General features: G+C 56.4%; 15 protein-coding genes. 12 read left to right on the top strand and 3 right to left on the bottom strand.

Features of this window, described 5'->3' with window-relative positions:
• The first annotated feature begins 74 nt into the window (after window positions 1-74).
• The 7 genes from AB5405_RS02615 (at window position 75) to AB5405_RS02585 (ending at window position 5,712) form a co-directional block, all read left to right on the top strand.
• Window positions 75-917 carry a class II aldolase gene (locus tag AB5405_RS02615; RefSeq protein WP_156599803.1) on the top strand — a complete coding sequence of 281 codons (843 nt, stop codon included), beginning with the start codon at window positions 75-77 and terminating at the stop codon, window positions 915-917.
• A gap of 15 nt (window positions 918-932) precedes the next feature.
• On the top strand, window positions 933-2,423 hold the full coding sequence (locus tag AB5405_RS02610) for a xylulokinase (RefSeq protein WP_368137508.1): 1,491 nt from the start codon (window positions 933-935) through the stop codon (window positions 2,421-2,423).
• A 184-nt stretch (window positions 2,424-2,607) separates the two neighbouring features.
• Window positions 2,608-3,153, top strand: coding sequence for a PTS glucitol/sorbitol transporter subunit IIC (gene srlA / locus AB5405_RS02605; protein ID WP_152076179.1), 546 nt, complete (start codon window positions 2,608-2,610; stop codon window positions 3,151-3,153).
• A 29-nt stretch (window positions 3,154-3,182) separates the two neighbouring features.
• Window positions 3,183-4,202 carry a PTS glucitol/sorbitol transporter subunit IIB gene (locus tag AB5405_RS02600; RefSeq protein ID WP_368137507.1) on the top strand — a complete coding sequence of 340 codons (1,020 nt, stop codon included), beginning with the start codon at window positions 3,183-3,185 and terminating at the stop codon, window positions 4,200-4,202.
• 30 nt (window positions 4,203-4,232) lie between these two features.
• Window positions 4,233-4,616, top strand: a complete 384-nt coding sequence (locus AB5405_RS02595) for a transcriptional regulator GutM (protein ID WP_156599813.1) — start codon at window positions 4,233-4,235, stop codon at window positions 4,614-4,616.
• Window positions 4,617-4,635: 19 nt separating this feature from the next.
• A complete protein-coding gene (locus tag AB5405_RS02590; RefSeq protein ID WP_152076182.1) occupies window positions 4,636-4,989 on the top strand; it encodes a PTS glucitol/sorbitol transporter subunit IIA in 354 nt (117 codons plus the stop codon).
• Window positions 4,990-5,037: 48 nt separating this feature from the next.
• Entirely contained in the window at window positions 5,038-5,712 is a 675-nt protein-coding gene (locus AB5405_RS02585) for a triose-phosphate isomerase (protein WP_368137506.1), read from the top strand.
• 86 nt (window positions 5,713-5,798) lie between these two features.
• On the opposite strand, the gene AB5405_RS02580 is transcribed toward AB5405_RS02585, so the two are convergent.
• The 3 genes from AB5405_RS02580 to AB5405_RS02570 all read right to left on the bottom strand — a co-directional run bounded on the left by AB5405_RS02580 (window position 5,799) and on the right by AB5405_RS02570 (window position 8,947).
• The gene (locus tag AB5405_RS02580) at window positions 5,799-6,557 is read right to left on the bottom strand and encodes a GntR family transcriptional regulator (protein WP_368137505.1); all 759 of its coding nucleotides are present in this window, start codon (window positions 6,555-6,557) and stop codon (window positions 5,799-5,801) included.
• 276 nt (window positions 6,558-6,833) lie between these two features.
• Entirely contained in the window at window positions 6,834-7,817 is a 984-nt protein-coding gene (locus AB5405_RS02575) for a DNA/RNA non-specific endonuclease (RefSeq protein ID WP_368137503.1), read from the bottom strand.
• A 119-nt stretch (window positions 7,818-7,936) separates the two neighbouring features.
• The gene (locus AB5405_RS02570; RefSeq protein ID WP_040359542.1) at window positions 7,937-8,947 is read right to left on the bottom strand and encodes a LacI family DNA-binding transcriptional regulator; all 1,011 of its coding nucleotides are present in this window, start codon (window positions 8,945-8,947) and stop codon (window positions 7,937-7,939) included.
• Between the two features lie 415 nt (window positions 8,948-9,362).
• Here AB5405_RS02570 and AB5405_RS02565 point away from each other — a divergent pair, with 415 nt between their 5' ends.
• From AB5405_RS02565 to AB5405_RS02545, 5 genes are all read left to right on the top strand, one after another.
• On the top strand, window positions 9,363-10,835 hold the full coding sequence (locus tag AB5405_RS02565) for a PTS fructose transporter subunit IIC (RefSeq protein WP_006235614.1): 1,473 nt from the start codon (window positions 9,363-9,365) through the stop codon (window positions 10,833-10,835).
• Window positions 10,836-10,979: 144 nt separating this feature from the next.
• A complete protein-coding gene (locus AB5405_RS02560) occupies window positions 10,980-12,254 on the top strand; it encodes a class II D-tagatose-bisphosphate aldolase non-catalytic subunit (protein ID WP_006235615.1) in 1,275 nt (424 codons plus the stop codon).
• Between the two features lie 125 nt (window positions 12,255-12,379).
• Window positions 12,380-13,063 (top strand): fructose-6-phosphate aldolase, encoded by a 684-nt coding sequence (gene fsa, locus AB5405_RS02555; RefSeq protein WP_006235616.1) that lies wholly within the window; start codon window positions 12,380-12,382, stop codon window positions 13,061-13,063.
• A gap of 63 nt (window positions 13,064-13,126) precedes the next feature.
• Window positions 13,127-13,957: a transketolase gene (locus tag AB5405_RS02550; RefSeq protein ID WP_117746489.1), complete on the top strand. Its 831-nt coding sequence runs from the start codon at window positions 13,127-13,129 to the stop codon at window positions 13,955-13,957.
• A complete protein-coding gene (locus tag AB5405_RS02545) occupies window positions 13,957-14,895 on the top strand; it encodes a transketolase family protein (RefSeq protein ID WP_006235618.1) in 939 nt (312 codons plus the stop codon). Before AB5405_RS02550 ends, AB5405_RS02545 begins: the two co-directional genes overlap by 1 nt.
• The last annotated feature ends 11 nt before the right edge of the window (window positions 14,896-14,906 follow it).

The following is a 14,906-nucleotide window of genomic DNA, read 5'->3' as shown; positions in this document are numbered from 1 at the left end:
AGGTACATAGACGTCTATATAAGTATCTGGAACGAAAACTCAACTCGAATTGCCGTAACCCGGTTGGAGGAATCATGGCAGTTGTAACTTCGACTGAGCTGATCCAGATTGCACGCAAGAACGGATGGCTCCTTCCCGCATATAACACGACGAACATGGAGATGACCTTAGGTATCCTGGATGGATTACAGAGGGCCGGGATGCCGGGTATTCTTCAGATCGCCCCTACTAACGTCAAGCTGTCCGATTACGGCATGATCGCATCCATCGTAAAGCGCGCGGCGGAGGATTATATCGTTCCCACGTGTCTGCATCTCGATCACGGCAAGACGCTCGAGGACGTACGCCAGGCGGTCCAGGCTGGCTTCACCTCTGTCATGATCGACGGTGCCGCGCTTTCCTTTGAAGAGAACATTCGCTTCTCGCGCCAGGCGGTCGACTATTGCCATTGCTATGGCGTGCCCGTCGAGGCGGAGCTTGGCGCCATCAAGGGCAAGGAGGACGATCATGTTTCCGAGGCGGATCTTAAGACCGACCCGGATCAGGTTTGTGAGTTCGTAGAGCGCACGGGCTGTGATTTGCTGGCCGTGTCCATCGGTAATGTTCATGGCCTCGAAGATGAGCCGCGCATCGATTTGCCGCTGCTTGAGAAGCTTGCAGAGGTATCTCCGTGTCCCCTCGTTCTTCATGGCGGCTCGGGAATTCCCTACGAGACCATCCATGCGATGCAGCCGCACAAGATGTCCAAGATCAATATTGCAAGCGACCTGCGTAAGGCCTACATCACAACTGTTGGCAAGGCGTATGAGGCAAACAACAATGAGCACAATCTTGCCAAGGTGCTAATCGATGCTCGAGAAGCCGTCGCGGCCGTTGCCTACAAAACGACCCGCGCCATTAACGGCATCGCTGAGTAAATCGGAATTATGGATATGGATGAGGCGATAATGGGCGCGCTCTACCTTGGTGTCGATGTTGGCACGTCATCGGTGAAGCTTACGTGCATTGATGAAAGTGGAAAAGTTGTCGCAACTGCAAGCGAGGCTTACGAATGCTCTGAGCCTCATCCCGGTTGGAGAGAGATCGAACCCGGGATATGGTGGGATGCCGTTTGTTCGGCGTGCGCCTTGCTTGGGGAGAAGGTCGACCTGTCTCTAATTAAGGGCGTTGGGGCCACCGGGCAAATGCATACGACGGTGCTGGTTGATGCTGCTGGGGTTCCGACATGTCCGGCGATAATGTGGAATGATCAACGCACGATTGACACTGTTTTTGATGAGAAGCAGTGGGCGCTAGCTGTAGGTTTTCCTCAGGTTGCCAGCTTCCTTTCAACTGGGGTTCCGGCAATGAACCTTGCATGGATGGCTAAAAACAACCCAGCAGCTCTTTCCAAGAGCGAGGTATTCCTTTCGGTTTCGGATTGGATCGCTCTCAAGTTTGGCGGACATCCCGGCATGGACTATTGCGGAGCGTCGACAACGGGGCTTTTCGATAATAAGAAGCAAACTTGGATTGACGAGGTTTGCGAGCATTTTGGGGTTCCCGAGTCGTTGCTTCCCGCTGTCGAGCCTTCCGACAAGGTTATCGGGGTCGTTAGCGAAAGGGCTTCGGCTGAGACGGGAATTCCCGCAGACGCTTCGATTGTAAGGGGGACGGGCGATAATCCTGCGGCGGCGATTTGTACGGGCTGTCTCCTGGAGGGCATTCCCACCATTTCGCTTGGCACAAGCGGTGTGCTGATGTATTCGGCCGAAGGGGTTGAACTTCCAGATGTTGGTAAGCCCGTATTGTTTAAATGGGGTAATACTCTTAAGACGCAAGTTCAGCTCAGTATTAGGTCGTGTGGTGGAGCTAAGGAGTGGTGGTACGGACAGATTCTAGACAGCGACTCCTACGATCTCGAGGACAAGGCCGTTGAGGATCCTTTCTACGAAATGAGGGACCTCATGTTCTATCCGCATCTGTCGGGGGAAAAGGTCTTGCACGGTTGCCCGTCGGTTCGAGGTGCCTTTTTGGGGCTTGACCTTGACACGACGCGTTCGGAGCTTGAGAGGGCACTTATGGAGGGCACGGCATATGCCCTCAGGGAACTCAAGGAATCCGTGAACCATTCGCAAGAGTGGTTCGGTATCAGGCTTGTTGGCGGAGGGGCTAAGAACGATTTTTGGGCGCAAACGCTCTCAAACGTGTTGGGAATCGATTTAGTGCGCATGGAATCGTCCGGTGCCGGTCAGGGCGCGGCATTGCTAGCGCTTTCAGCTTCTTGCGGACAAGATTTGGCCGATATTGCCGCCGGGGTCTGCAAAAGGCTAGATTCCGTTGAAAAAAACGACAAAGTCCACGAGATATACAATGTGCGTTTTGACAGGTACATGCGCATATTTAAGGCATTAGAAAATATCTATGAGCTAAAGAGCGCATAGCCGTTTGCCCTACAAAACCAACCATTCACCGAAAGGAATGCAAGAGCAAAGCTCAGAAGGTAGTCACTTTGTAATATATAGACGACCGTAGACAACCATGAGCGTATATGGCCGAATGAAAGGGGAGGAGCGGGCGCTCAGGTAGGACGATAGCAGTAACGAACATCAATTAAGGAGAATGAAAATGGGAGCAGTAAACGATTTCCTTATCTTCCTTGCGGAGGGCTTTACCGGCCTTTTTAATGCTGCGGGCGAGCAGTTTGCCTCGTTTATCACGGGCATGATTCCCATGCTGATTTGCCTGATCCTTACGATCAAGGCAATCATCCAGCTGATTGGCGAGGAGCGCGTCTATGGGTTCATGAAGAAGTGCACCAAATATGCGGTTCTCCGCTATACCCTCATTCCATTCCTTTGTACCTTCTTCCTCTGCAACCCGATGGCGTACACCTTTGGTGTGTTTGTCGAGGAGGACTACAAACCTGCATTCTACGATGCGGTCGTGTCCATGATGCATCCCATCGTCGGCCTTTTCCCGCACGCCAACTCGTCCGAGCTTTTTGTTTGGCTTGGCATCTCGGCTGGCTACGAGGCACTGGGAAAGAACTCCTCTGAGCTTGCCATCCGCTTCCTCGTCGTTGGTCTGATCGTTTGCCTGATCAAGGGCATCGTTACCGAGAAGCTGTACCTCATCATGAAGAAGCGCAACGAAGCTAAGCTTGCTGCCTAGTGGTTCAGCGCAAAAGGAGAGTCTAGATCATGAGTGAATTTAAAAGCGTAAAGGCGTCCCACGGCGGCAACGGTTGGGGCGGACCCCTTATCATTACCCCCACGGCCGAAAAGCCCTATGTTCTGAGCGTGACCCTGGGCGGAATCAGTCCGGTTGCCCTTCGCATCGCGGAGCTTACCGGCGCCGAGGCGCACGATCAGTTTAAGGACCCGATCGAGACCGATCAGGCATGCGCTGTTGTTATCGACTGCGCTGGCGTGGCCCGCTGCGGCACTTATCCCAAGATGGGTCTTAAGACGCTGAACATCAAACCTGGTTCCCCGTCTGGCCCTCTGGCACAGTTCATCACCGAGGATCTCTTTGCGTCCGATGTCAATCCCGATTGCATCGCTCTTGTCGATGCCGCGGATGTTCCCGCTGAGCCGGTAAAGACCGAAAAGGCACACGAGGAGACGACGAAGGAAAACGTTCACGCAAAGATTGCTGAGGGGCGCGCCGAGATTGCGTCCAAACAGTCTAACGGGTTTATGGACGTTGTCTCTAAGATCGGCACCGGCGTTGGTCGCGTCATCAGCATCATCTATCAGGCTGCACGTGATACCGTGAATGACGTTATCCGCAACATCATCCCCTTTATGGCGTTTGTCTCGGTGTTGATCGGCATTATTAACTACACGGGTTTCGCGAACGTTCTTGCCGGCGTTCTCACTCCGCTTGCGGGCTCGCTGCCCGGTATGCTGGCAATTGGCATGTTCTGCTCAATCCCGTTCCTTTCGCCATTGATCTGCCCGGGCGCAATCATCGCTTCTGTGCTTTCTGTTCTTGTTGGCGACCAAATCGCCAACGGCACGATTCCCGCTAACTTTGCCCTTCCCGGCTTCTTTGCCGTCAACTGCCAGGTTGGTTCTGACTTTGCTCCCGTTGGCATGACTCTCATGGAGGCAAAGCCCGAGACGATCGAAATCGGTTACCCTGCATTCCTGTTTGGCAAGCTGATTACCACCCCGATCCAGATTATTCTCGCCTACGTACTGTCCTTTGGCCTGTAAACTGAATGCTTTAAGAGGGAAAGGCCCGCTATGCTCAACGCACTCATTACAATAGCCTTCTTTATTCTTGTATGGCTTGCAGGAACATTCACCCAGTATCGCTATTGGAAGAGGGTGCGTGTTCTCATCCATGAGCGCGCTCGCGATCATGAGGGATACTTGGGCACGGGTATGTGCAAGGTGAGTTTTAGCCGAAAGGCGTTTGTGATGATCCTGACTGATCATGACGGCGTGATTAACGGTTGCTATGAGCTCAAAGGGCTTTCCCTCAAACCGGAGTTTTCGGAGATGAGCGAGATGTTGGGGTTGAATATCGAGACCGCCCTAGACCATCTGGCCAACGAAAGCTATCACGATGCTTTTGCCCAGGCTATTCGTGTTATCGACAGGTCAATGACTGCGCCTGCGGCGTAACAAAGATAGGAGAAATCAAATGTACAAGGTTAAGGTCACTGAGATCGGCTCGTTTGTTGAGGAGCTTCTCAACGAGAAGATGGTGGTCCTGTTTGGCCCGACCGCTCCTGCAGAGTTGCGCGACATCTGCGTCGTTCACGATGGAACTCCTACAGAGGATAACGTGCTTGCTGAGGGCGGCACCATTTCCATCGGCGATCAGGTCTACACGATTAAGGAGTTTGGTGAAGCTGCGAACGAGAACATGGGAGGGCTCGGTCATCTAACCATTGCGTTCGATGGCGAGCGAGAGCTGCTTCCTGGAACGGTTCTCGTGACACCAAGCGTGCTTCCCAAGCTGGAAACCGGCATCGAGATTAGCTTCAACGGCTAAATCGCTCGGTATGGCAGGCCATGTATTAGTCGGAAAGGACGTGTTCTCATGAAACGTTCCGATTTAAAACTGCCACTTTTCACAGTCAGTCCTAAGACCTATTTGCTTGCGGACGATTCAATTGCAGCGGCTCATCTTACGGATGAAATCGCAAAAGATCGAGATCATTCGATTTTTTGGACTGCTCCCGTTCCCGAGCTCTGCGCAGTTGCGAAGGATTTGAAATTTGCAATTCCCACAGCGCAGCATGCCGATCTTGTCGGTGACGGAAAAGGAATGGGACTGACACCTCTTGAGTCGCTTAAGAGCGCGGGAGTTCAAGCTGTCTTTCTAAATCACACGGCACACCCCCTGGCCGTTGATAAGTTGGCGGCAACGATCGATCGCGCTCGTGAGCTTGAGATTCTAACCATTGTTGCAGCCGATAGCGTGACAGAGTCCAAAGCGGTTGCGGCGATGGACCCGGACGTGATTCTTTGCGAGCCGAGTAGCCTTGTGGGAACCGGCCATACAAGCGGCGATGATTACATCGCGGAGACCATCGCTGCCGTAAGGTCCATCAATCCCGACATCGTTATCATGGAGGGAGCGGGAATCAGGTGCGGAGGCGACGTTCGTCGCCTGATTGGACTTGGCGCGCAAGGTACCGGCATTTCGAGCGCCCTGGCGATTACGGATGACAGGGCAGCGTTGCTTACGGAGCTGTTTGACGCGCTGGACTAAAACCGTTTACAAAAAGGCGAACCCACGGGTTCGCCTTTTTGCGTTTTGGAATTATGTTAAGCGCAATGCCGCCGCTCTCAAGAGCTTTAATGGCGGCGCTGAAAAACGGTGCCAAGCTGGAACCTGCTGGATTTAAGCCATACGCGCGCATATTCAATTGCAGAGTCATTGTCCAAGTAGACTGTTTGAAGCTGCTGAAGAAGCGGGGACTGCGTAGAGAGACCAAGCGCATCCGCGCGTTGGGTATCCGCGAGCTTTGCCACAAAGGAGGTCTTTGAGTATTCGATCTGGTGGCCTGAGAGCCGCTCGATTATTGCAAAGAGACCTTCGTTAACAAAGTCGGCTGTTTCAATACCTGGGACAAGTGCCATATTGATGTTGTTTTCGATGAACATCACAGGTTCACCCTCAACGCTGCGCACTCGCTCGAGATGAAGGTAGTCAGAACCTTCGACAATACCGAGATGTCTGGAAATATCTTCGTCCGACTTACGAATTTCGCAATCGAGAATGCTTGTTTCGAAAGAAAGACCTTGCTCGATTAGAGATTCGGAGAAAGAGATAAGACCCTCTGTAAGGGGGAAAGAGATGTCTTTTGACTTAACGTAAGTTCCCTTTCCCTGAATTTGCTCAAGCAGGCCCTCATCAACAAGCCTGGAAATGGCCTTTTTGATGCTGCCGCGGCTGACGCCGAGCGTGCTCATGAGCTCGACTTCCGACGGGATTTTGGATGCTTGCTCCCAAGCTCCTGAGGCGATGTTCTCGCGCAGATAGTCGACCACCTGCATATAGATGGGGGTGGGACAATCCTTTTTTATATGTGAATTGTTGACGCGATTGGTCACAGTCTCTCCTGATTACTTTGAAGCAAAATTACCTTCATTTTACGTTGTTTTGCTTCGATTAACTTATCGAGATTGTGATTGCAAAGAATAAATCACGTTTTAGTGTAAGGCTTCCGCTGCTTTGGCTGCCTGTCTGGCGTCTGCCTTCTACTCTTCATCGACAATACGGATATCTTGGAGAGATGGCCCCATGTCATAGAAATGCGCCGTAGGAGGCAAGAATTAGCCTCCCGTGCGCGTCGGTGACAAACGATGCGGGCGTGGCCCCGGTTGAACCTACTCTCCGGTGGCCTGGTTGCGGCCGGTGGCGTAGTCAATCTGCACGTGCGGCTGCAGGTTGTAGCAGTACACGTGGAAGCACAGGGTCTTGCCGTGGTCCTCGATCGATTGTGCTTCCAGACGAACGCCACGACAGACGAGTTCCTCTTCGTTGTACATGGGCGTGACGCGGTAGAGCACGTGGTTGCCCGTGTCGTGGATGTAGTCGAGGATCTGCTCTTCAAACGGCAGCATGCCCGTCTCGTTGAGGTAGCGCGTGCCGGTGAGGAGATTTTTGCGATTGGCGTTCTCGCCGCAGAGCGACCAGGCGATGAGGTGGCAGCGGTTGTAGAGGCTCTGGCCTGGAATAAAGTCGTAGCGCTGCTGGTGCCAACCGGCAGGATGGATGCGCGAGATATCGCCGCGCTTTCCCTGTCCGAGCGACTCGGGGCCTACGCAGGCGAGCGCCTTGCGAGTGCGGCCCAGGCTGTCGAGCTTGGAGAATTTCTTAAAGCAGCCCTCTTCGGTGGCGCGCTCGTACTCGTCGAGCGTGAACGACGGCATACCCAGCGGGTGCGTGCTGTCGGCGCGAAGGGCAACGTAGGGGTTGCCGGCGTAGTCGGGAATGCTGCTGAGATAAACACCGCGGGCGCGGTTGAGGTCGGGGTTTTCGACCTCGTCGATGGGGGTTGCGGCACTATCCGCGGAGGCAGTGTCACCGGTGTCGGTTGCGGCGGATTCAGAGCCATCGCTAGAGTCTTGGCTATTTTGAGAGTCCGAGGAGCTCGCTGTTCCCGATTCGAGCCGGGCAACCAGGTCCGCTTCGTCGTCGGTACGGTTGGGACTCTCGCTTTGTTTTTCGGCCAGAGCCGCTGCCTGCTCATCGCTTTGCGGCGACAACAGCTTGGGCGCTCCGTCGAGCGATCCCGTAAACAACGCAAACCCCAGCACCACGGCGGTGCCGATGGAAAGTGCTTGCTTGTAGGCGGACTTGCGCGACATTGAGGCTCCTGGATGGACGGTTGGGAATCTACCAGTCTAGCAGGAGCCGGCAGGGGCCGTTCTGTCGAACAAATACTTAAGATTTGGGATAGACGTTACTGATTCATTTGTCCCGCGGTCTAGATCGAGGTGGAGTCGAGCCAGTTGAGCTTGCACTCGAGAATGCGCTGCTCGCCGGGTTCGCTGCTTCCGTCAAGTAGGGCGAGCAGCATCTCGGCTGCTTCGCGACCTTCTTGGTCGACGGGCTCGATGATGGTGGAGACGGTCGGTGTGGTGAGATTAGTCCAGTCTTCGCAGTTGAGTCCCAAAAGGCCGATTTGCTGCGGAAGCAGATGGGCCATTGGCTGGAGGGCCTTGTAGACACGGGGAAGTGCCCACTGATTTTGCACGAAGATAAGGGTTCGCTTGGCGGGATTGAACTTGAATTTAAAGTATTCAGTGAGCTCGTTGATTGACGGCTTGTTGTGATCGATGGGAATCGCTTTGTAGAGCTGCCCGTTCGCTGCCAGCGCCTCGGCATACCCCTGAAAACGCTCCATGCGGGTGCGCATTTCGGTCATGTTGGCGGCAATGGAAAAGAAATCTTCGTAGCCGGCGTCGAGGAGTGCCTGTGTGGCGTTGTACACGCCGTCGTAAAGGTTGGTTTTGATCCAGCTGGTACCTGGGCTATAGATGGCCGCATCGAAAAAGACGACCGGCTTGCCGGCGCGTCTAATGCGGTCATGCACGGCTTTGAAGTTTGCCGTGGGCTGGATGATAAAGCCATCGACGCCCAGCGAGAGCATCTTGTCGACGTACATGAGCTCGGTCTCGGGGTTAAAGTTGCTCGTGCAAACGACCGTCTGGTAGCCCGCGGGGAGCATGACCTGCTCCATGCCATTGAGAACGAGCCCCGCCCATTTGTTGGTGTTATCCAAAATGATGATGGCAATGACGTGGGTTTGCTTGCCGGTGAGCGTCTGCGCTTGGGCGTTGGGAACGTATCCGAGTTCCTTAATGACGCGCGCGATTTTGTTCTGCGTCTTCTCGCTAAGCTTTTCTCGTTTGTCGTTGAGGTAATACGAGACGCTTGCCGTCGAGGTTCCCGCCTCTCGAGCGACGTCTGCGATCGTAACGCGCTGTTTTGCCACAGCGACTCCTTCCGACAGATGAGCATTTTCCAACATGATGACTTTGAGTCTTGGTGAAGGATACGCTTCGGTGAGCGGCTTTTTCCTTTCATATGAGTATGCAACAAATGCGGCATACGGGTGGGGTCGAAATTTGTGACCGGCATGCGCATCTGCCGTCTACCGAGAAAATCAAATACTTCTTGACTTTTGAAATCGAGGGCAAAATCGCAGGATTCATTTTTGGTTAAACGCATAACTAAATCGCATAACCAACGCTCTGACCTGCGCGTTTACCGAAATAAGCTGGCATTAAGAAAAACGAGCACCTATATTGTTCTTGTCGAAAAGACAGCAAGTCCAAACGGCAGGGGATGCTCCGGAGGCCTCCGCAAACGGTGTCTTGCGCACGCAACTCTATGAAAAGAGGGAAGCAATGAAGATCGTAGGCGTTGCCGCCTGTACTGTGGGTATCGCCCACACGTATATGGCCCAGAAGGCGATTCAGGATGAATGCGCCGCCCGTGGCATCGAGTGCAAGGTCGAGGCTCAGGGTGGCCTGGGTATCGAGAATGAGCTCACGCAGGAAGACGTGGACTCCGCCGACCTGGTCCTGGAGTCCGTCGACGTGGGTGTCGAGAACGAGGACCGTTTTGAGCAGAAGATGGCCGAGGGCAAGTTCCTGAAGGTCGGCACCTCTGATGTAATCGCCGATCCGGTAAAGATCATCGACCAGGCCATTGAGATCATCAAGGCGACGGGTGGCGCCGTTGACGCGCCCAAGGCCGAGGCCAAGGCAGAGAAGAAGGCCGTCTCCGCTGCCCCGCAGGCCCCGACACCGGCGTCCAAGCAGTCTATCTTTGCCGATCCTGGCAAGACGCTGCTCAATGCATTCAATACCGGCGTTTCCTATTTTATCCCCATCGTCGTTATCGGCGGCGTGTTTCTTGCCTTCTCGCTGGCATCCGGTACCGCCGGCGCCAACGGCATGGAGGTTACGAACCCGCTGATGGTGAGCCTTAACACCATCGGCATGGCCGGCATCTCCATGATGATCCCGGTGCTTGCGGCATACATCTCCTACTCGATGGCCGGCAAGCCCGCGCTCGCCCCCGGTTTTGTCCTGGGCTACCTGGTCAATAACGCAGTCGTTACCCCTAACGGCAACAGCGTTTCGACCGGCTTCTTGGGCGCCATGATCATGGCGGTCATCTGCGGCTACTTTGTCCGCTGGATGAAGACCTGGAAGGTCAACAACACCATCCAGACCATCATGCCCATCCTGATCATCCCGATTCTGACCTCGCTTGTCCTGGGCATGGCCTATATCTACATCCTGGCCACGCCGCTTGGCTTTGTGATGGACTGGCTCACCGGCGTGCTCGGCAGCCTGCAGGGCGGTTCCGCAGTTGTCCTGGGTCTGGTCATTGGCGTTATGACCGCCTTCGATATGGGTGGCCCCATCAACAAGACCGCCTCGACCTTCACCATGGCCATCATGGCCTCCGGTATCTACGGTCCTAACGGTATGTTCCGCGTCGCCGTCGCCGTTCCCCCGATCGCCTGTGGCCTCGCTGCGCTCATCGCCAAGAACAAGTTCGATGACGCTGACCGCCAGATGGGCATCTCCGCGCTGTTCATGGGCTGCATCGGTATTACCGAGGGCGCTATCCCCTTCGCGGTCAAGGACCTCGGTCACACCCTGCCCGGCATTTGCATCGGCTCTGCCGTGGGTGCGGCACTTGCCGCCTTCCAGGGCATCGACTGCTACGTCCCGCACGGTGGCTTTATCGTCGCCCTTGCCACCAACAACGTCGCGCTGTTCTGCCTGGACATCGTGATTGGCGCCGTGGTCGCCGCTGCAATCCTGATTGCCATGAAGCCCACGCTCGATAAGCAGGCCAAGTAAACCTTTAAGGACTCCGGTTGTGCGGAGGGATGGATTTGACTCCGCACAACCGCCCCTACACAACAAAATCCATCCGTACTGATAGGGCCCACATCTGGGTCCCAGGGAACTTTTGTCAAAAATCCTCTGGAGAAGGAGAACAAAATGTCCAACCTCACCATCCGTCAGGCCGTTCAGGGCATGCTCAAGCTGCAGGATAGCGGCGATCACGCAACCATGGTCGGCATTGGCCCCATGAGCCCCAACCTGATTCAGGCCGTGTTCGAGCTTGCCAAGGACGAGGATTTCCCGCCCATGTTTATCGCCAGCCGCAACCAGGTCGATATGGACGAGATGGGCGCCGGCTACGTCAACGGTTGGGACCAGACGCGCTTTGCCGCCGACATCAAGAAGGTTGCCGACGAGGTGGGTTACACCGGTCCGTACTACCTGTGCCGCGATCACGGCGGTCCGTGGCAGCGCGACGAGGAGCGTAACGCCCACCTGCCCGAGGACGAGGCCATGGAGCTCGCCCGCAAGTCCTTCGTCGCCGACATGGAGGCGGGCTTTGACCTGCTGATGGTCGACCCCACCAAGGACCCCTATCAGATCGGCAAGGTTATTCCGCTCGACGTGGTGCTTCGCCGCACGATCGATCTTATCGACTACCTTGAGCAGTACCGTCGCGAGCATAACCTGCCCGAGGTCGCCTATGAGGTCGGTACCGAGGAGACCAATGGCGGCTTGACCTCTACCGATAAGTACGAGGAGTTCATTTCTCAGCTGCAGCCCGAGCTCGAGAAGCGCGGCTGCCCCATGCCCACCTTTATCGTCGGCCAGACCGGCACCCTTACCCGCTGGACGGAGCAGGTCGGTCACTACAACTTCAAGAACGCCCGCGAGCTTGCCGATATGGCCAAGCGCTATGGCGTGGGCCTGAAGGAGCACAACGCCGACTATCTGGACGACGCGACGCTGCTCGAGCACATCCCGGCACACGTGACCGCCTCCAACGTCGCTCCGCAGTATGGCACCGAGGAGACCCGCGCCTACCTCAAGCTCTGCGCCACCGAGCAGATCCTGGTCGACAACGGTCTGTGCGATGACCCCTCCGACCTGTATCACACGCTGCTGGTCAAGGCTATCAAGACCGAGCGCTGGCGCAAGTGGATGACTGGCGACGACGTCAACCTGCAGGTCGATGACATCCTTGCCGACGATGAGCTCAGCCTGAAGATCCTGGATGTCTCCGGCCACTATGCGTTCAACGATCCCGAGGTCAAGGAGCAGGTCGAGAAGCTCTATCGCAACCTCGCTGCCCAGGACATCGACGGCAAGCGCTTTGTGATCGAGCACATCAAGCGCCCGATCAAGCAGTACGTCGTCGGTCTTAACCTCAAGGGCGTCACGAGCCGCATCGAGAAGGCTCTCGAGGACTAAGTAGCTTTTCCTACACGACGCCGGGCCTGGGGCATGTCCCAGCCGCAGGCCCGGCACATAGGACAAAGGGACATCCCCTTTGTCCTATTTTTTGAGTTTTGGATTCCTTCGAAGGAGTTTGCACCATGAAGTTCTTTATCGATACTGCCAATCTGGACGAGATCGCCGAGGCCAAGAGCTGGGGCTGCCTGGCCGGTGTTACCACCAACCCGTCCCTGTACGCCAAGACCGGCGGCAAGCTTGCCGACTTTGAGCCGCATATGCTCAAGATTGCCGAGCTCTGCGAGGGCCTGCCCGTTTCCGCCGAGTCTACCGCTACCACTGCCGAGGGTATGATCGAGGAGGGCAAGCGCCTTGCCGCCCTCGCCCCCAACATCGTGGTCAAGCTTCCCGTGTGCGAGGCCGGCCTTGCCGCCTGCCGTGCACTGGCCGATGCTGGCGTGCGCGTCAACATGACGCTCGTCTTCTCGCCGACGCAGGCCCTTATGGCCGCCAATGCCGGTGCTCGCTACATCAGCCCGTTTGTCGGTCGTTTCGATGACATCGCCGAGGACGGTATCTCGCAGCTCGACAACGTCGTGACCTGCATTAAGAACTACGACTGGACGGGCAAGAACGTCGACGACACCGTCGAGATCATCACCGCCTCGGTTCGTACGCCCAACCACGTGACCCAGGCCGCGCTACTCGGTGCCGATATTGCGACCGTGCCCATGGCCGCTCTCAAGAAGTGCCTGCATCATCCGCTGACCGACCAGGGCCTCGCCTCTTTTGAGGCTGACTGGCAGAAGGTCGTCGCTCAGGCTTAACGAGTGGATTGCCCCGGCATCGCGTCATCCGGTGCCGGGGTTGTTCTCAAGAGAGGAATTCGTATGACCAACCAGGAGCTGGCGAAGGTCGCCAATGAGGTCAGGAAGGGTGTCGTGACTGCGGTTCACGCGGCCAAGTCGGGACACCCGGGTGGATCGCTCGGTGCTGCCGACATCATGACGTATCTGTACTTTGAGGAAATGAATATCGATCCTGCCGACCCTCACAAGGCCGATCGCGATCGCTTTGTGCTCTCCAAGGGTCACGCGGCGCCGGGCCTGTATTCGGTGTTGGCAAATCGCGGCTATTTTCCCGTCGAAGAGCTCGAGACGCTCCGTCATATTGGCAGCCGACTGCAGGGCCATCCCAACATGAACGACGCCCCTGGCATCGATATGTCCACCGGATCGCTCGGTCAGGGCATCTCTGCTGCAGTTGGAATGGCGCTTGCCGCTAAGCACTGGGGCGACGGCTACCGTGTCTACACGTTGCTGGGCGACGGTGAGTGCGAGGAAGGCCAGGTGTGGGAGGCGGCCATGTTCGCCGGCAACCATGCGCTCGACAATCTTGTTGCCGTTGTCGACCACAACGGCTTGCAGATTGACGGCACGATCGATGAAGTCAACTCGGCCATGCCGCTCGCTGACAAGTTCCGCGCCTTTAAGTGGCATGTGATCGAGCTCGCCGACGGTAACGACATGGCGCAGATTGCCGCCGCCTTTGCCGAGGCCCGCAAAGTGAGCGACTCGCCCGTGGCCATTATCGCCGAGACGGTGAAGGGCAAGGGCGTCTCCTTTATGGAAAACCAGGTGGGCTGGCACGGCAAGGCACCCAACGATGAACAGTTTGAGCAGGCCATGGCCGAGCTCGCAGCAGCAGGGGAGGAGCTCTAATGGCAGACGTCAAGAAAGTCGCCACGCGCGTTAGCTATGGCGAGGCACTTGTCGAGCTGGGCAATGAGCGCGATGACTTTGTGGTTCTCGATGCCGACCTGGCCGCCGCCACGCAGACCGGTAAGTTTAAGGCTGCGCACCCTGAGCGCTTCTACGACGCCGGCATTGCCGAGAGCAACCTGATGGGTCTTGCCGCCGGCATCGCGACCACGGGCCGCGTTGCTTTTGCGAGCACCTTTGCGATGTTTGCCGCCGGTCGCGCCTACGAGCAGGTCCGCAATTCCATCGGCTACCCGCACCTCAACGTCAAGATTGGCGCTACTCATGCCGGCATTTCGGTGGGCGAGGACGGCGCCACGCACCAGTGCTGCGAGGATATCGCACTCATGCGCACGATTCCGGGTATGACGGTGGTCGTTCCCGCCGACGACGTCGAGGCTCGTGCCTGTGTGCGCGCCGCCTATGAGTTTGAGGGCCCGGTTTACATGCGCTTCGGCCGCCTGGCAACACCGGTCATCAACGACTGCGAGGACTATGAGTTCAAGATTGGTCGCGGCGTGGTCGTGCGCGAGGGGTCCGATGTGACCATCATCGCTTGTGGCCTTATGGTCGCCGAGGCGCTTGAGGCTGCCGAGGCGCTCGCTGCCGATGGCATCGATGCCGAGGTCATCAACATGCATACGATCAAGCCGCTCGACGAACGCCTGGTTGTAGCCAGCGCCAAGAAGACCGGTCGCGTGGTCACTGCCGAGGAGCATTCGATTATCGGCGGTCTTGGCGAGGCCGTTGCCTCGGTGCTAGCGGAGCAGTATCCGGTGCCGATGCGTCGCGTCGGCGTGCGCGATGTGTATGGCGAGTCCGGCCCTGCGGTCGATTTGCTGCACAAGTACGGTTTGGACGCCGACGGCATCGAAGCTGCGGTCAGGTCTGTGTTGTAAGGAAGGTTTCC

It is taken from the genome of Collinsella aerofaciens (assembly GCF_040920445.1).
Classification (GTDB): domain Bacteria; phylum Actinomycetota; class Coriobacteriia; order Coriobacteriales; family Coriobacteriaceae; genus Collinsella; species Collinsella aerofaciens_BH.
The sequence above is the reverse complement of the archived record's forward strand: the minus strand, read 5'-3'. Positions and strand labels throughout refer to the sequence as shown.

What these genes read in the sequence shown, in the direction of transcription:
- AB5405_RS02615 (WP_156599803.1), top strand. Translation starts at nt 75, where the DNA reads ATGGCAGTTGTAACTTCGACTGAGCTGATCCAGATTGCACGCAAGAAC.
- AB5405_RS02610 (WP_368137508.1), top strand. Translation starts at nt 933, where the DNA reads ATGGATGAGGCGATAATGGGCGCGCTCTACCTTGGTGTCGATGTTGGC.
- srlA (WP_152076179.1), top strand. Translation starts at nt 2,608, where the DNA reads ATGGGAGCAGTAAACGATTTCCTTATCTTCCTTGCGGAGGGCTTTACC.
- AB5405_RS02600 (WP_368137507.1), top strand. Translation starts at nt 3,183, where the DNA reads ATGAGTGAATTTAAAAGCGTAAAGGCGTCCCACGGCGGCAACGGTTGG.
- AB5405_RS02595 (WP_156599813.1), top strand. Translation starts at nt 4,233, where the DNA reads ATGCTCAACGCACTCATTACAATAGCCTTCTTTATTCTTGTATGGCTT.
- AB5405_RS02590 (WP_152076182.1), top strand. Translation starts at nt 4,636, where the DNA reads ATGTACAAGGTTAAGGTCACTGAGATCGGCTCGTTTGTTGAGGAGCTT.
- AB5405_RS02585 (WP_368137506.1), top strand. Translation starts at nt 5,038, where the DNA reads ATGAAACGTTCCGATTTAAAACTGCCACTTTTCACAGTCAGTCCTAAG.
- AB5405_RS02575 (WP_368137503.1), bottom strand. Translation starts at nt 7,817, where the DNA reads ATGTCGCGCAAGTCCGCCTACAAGCAAGCACTTTCCATCGGCACCGCC.
- AB5405_RS02565 (WP_006235614.1), top strand. Translation starts at nt 9,363, where the DNA reads ATGAAGATCGTAGGCGTTGCCGCCTGTACTGTGGGTATCGCCCACACG.
- AB5405_RS02560 (WP_006235615.1), top strand. Translation starts at nt 10,980, where the DNA reads ATGTCCAACCTCACCATCCGTCAGGCCGTTCAGGGCATGCTCAAGCTG.
- fsa (WP_006235616.1), top strand. Translation starts at nt 12,380, where the DNA reads ATGAAGTTCTTTATCGATACTGCCAATCTGGACGAGATCGCCGAGGCC.
- AB5405_RS02550 (WP_117746489.1), top strand. Translation starts at nt 13,127, where the DNA reads ATGACCAACCAGGAGCTGGCGAAGGTCGCCAATGAGGTCAGGAAGGGT.
- AB5405_RS02545 (WP_006235618.1), top strand. Translation starts at nt 13,957, where the DNA reads ATGGCAGACGTCAAGAAAGTCGCCACGCGCGTTAGCTATGGCGAGGCA.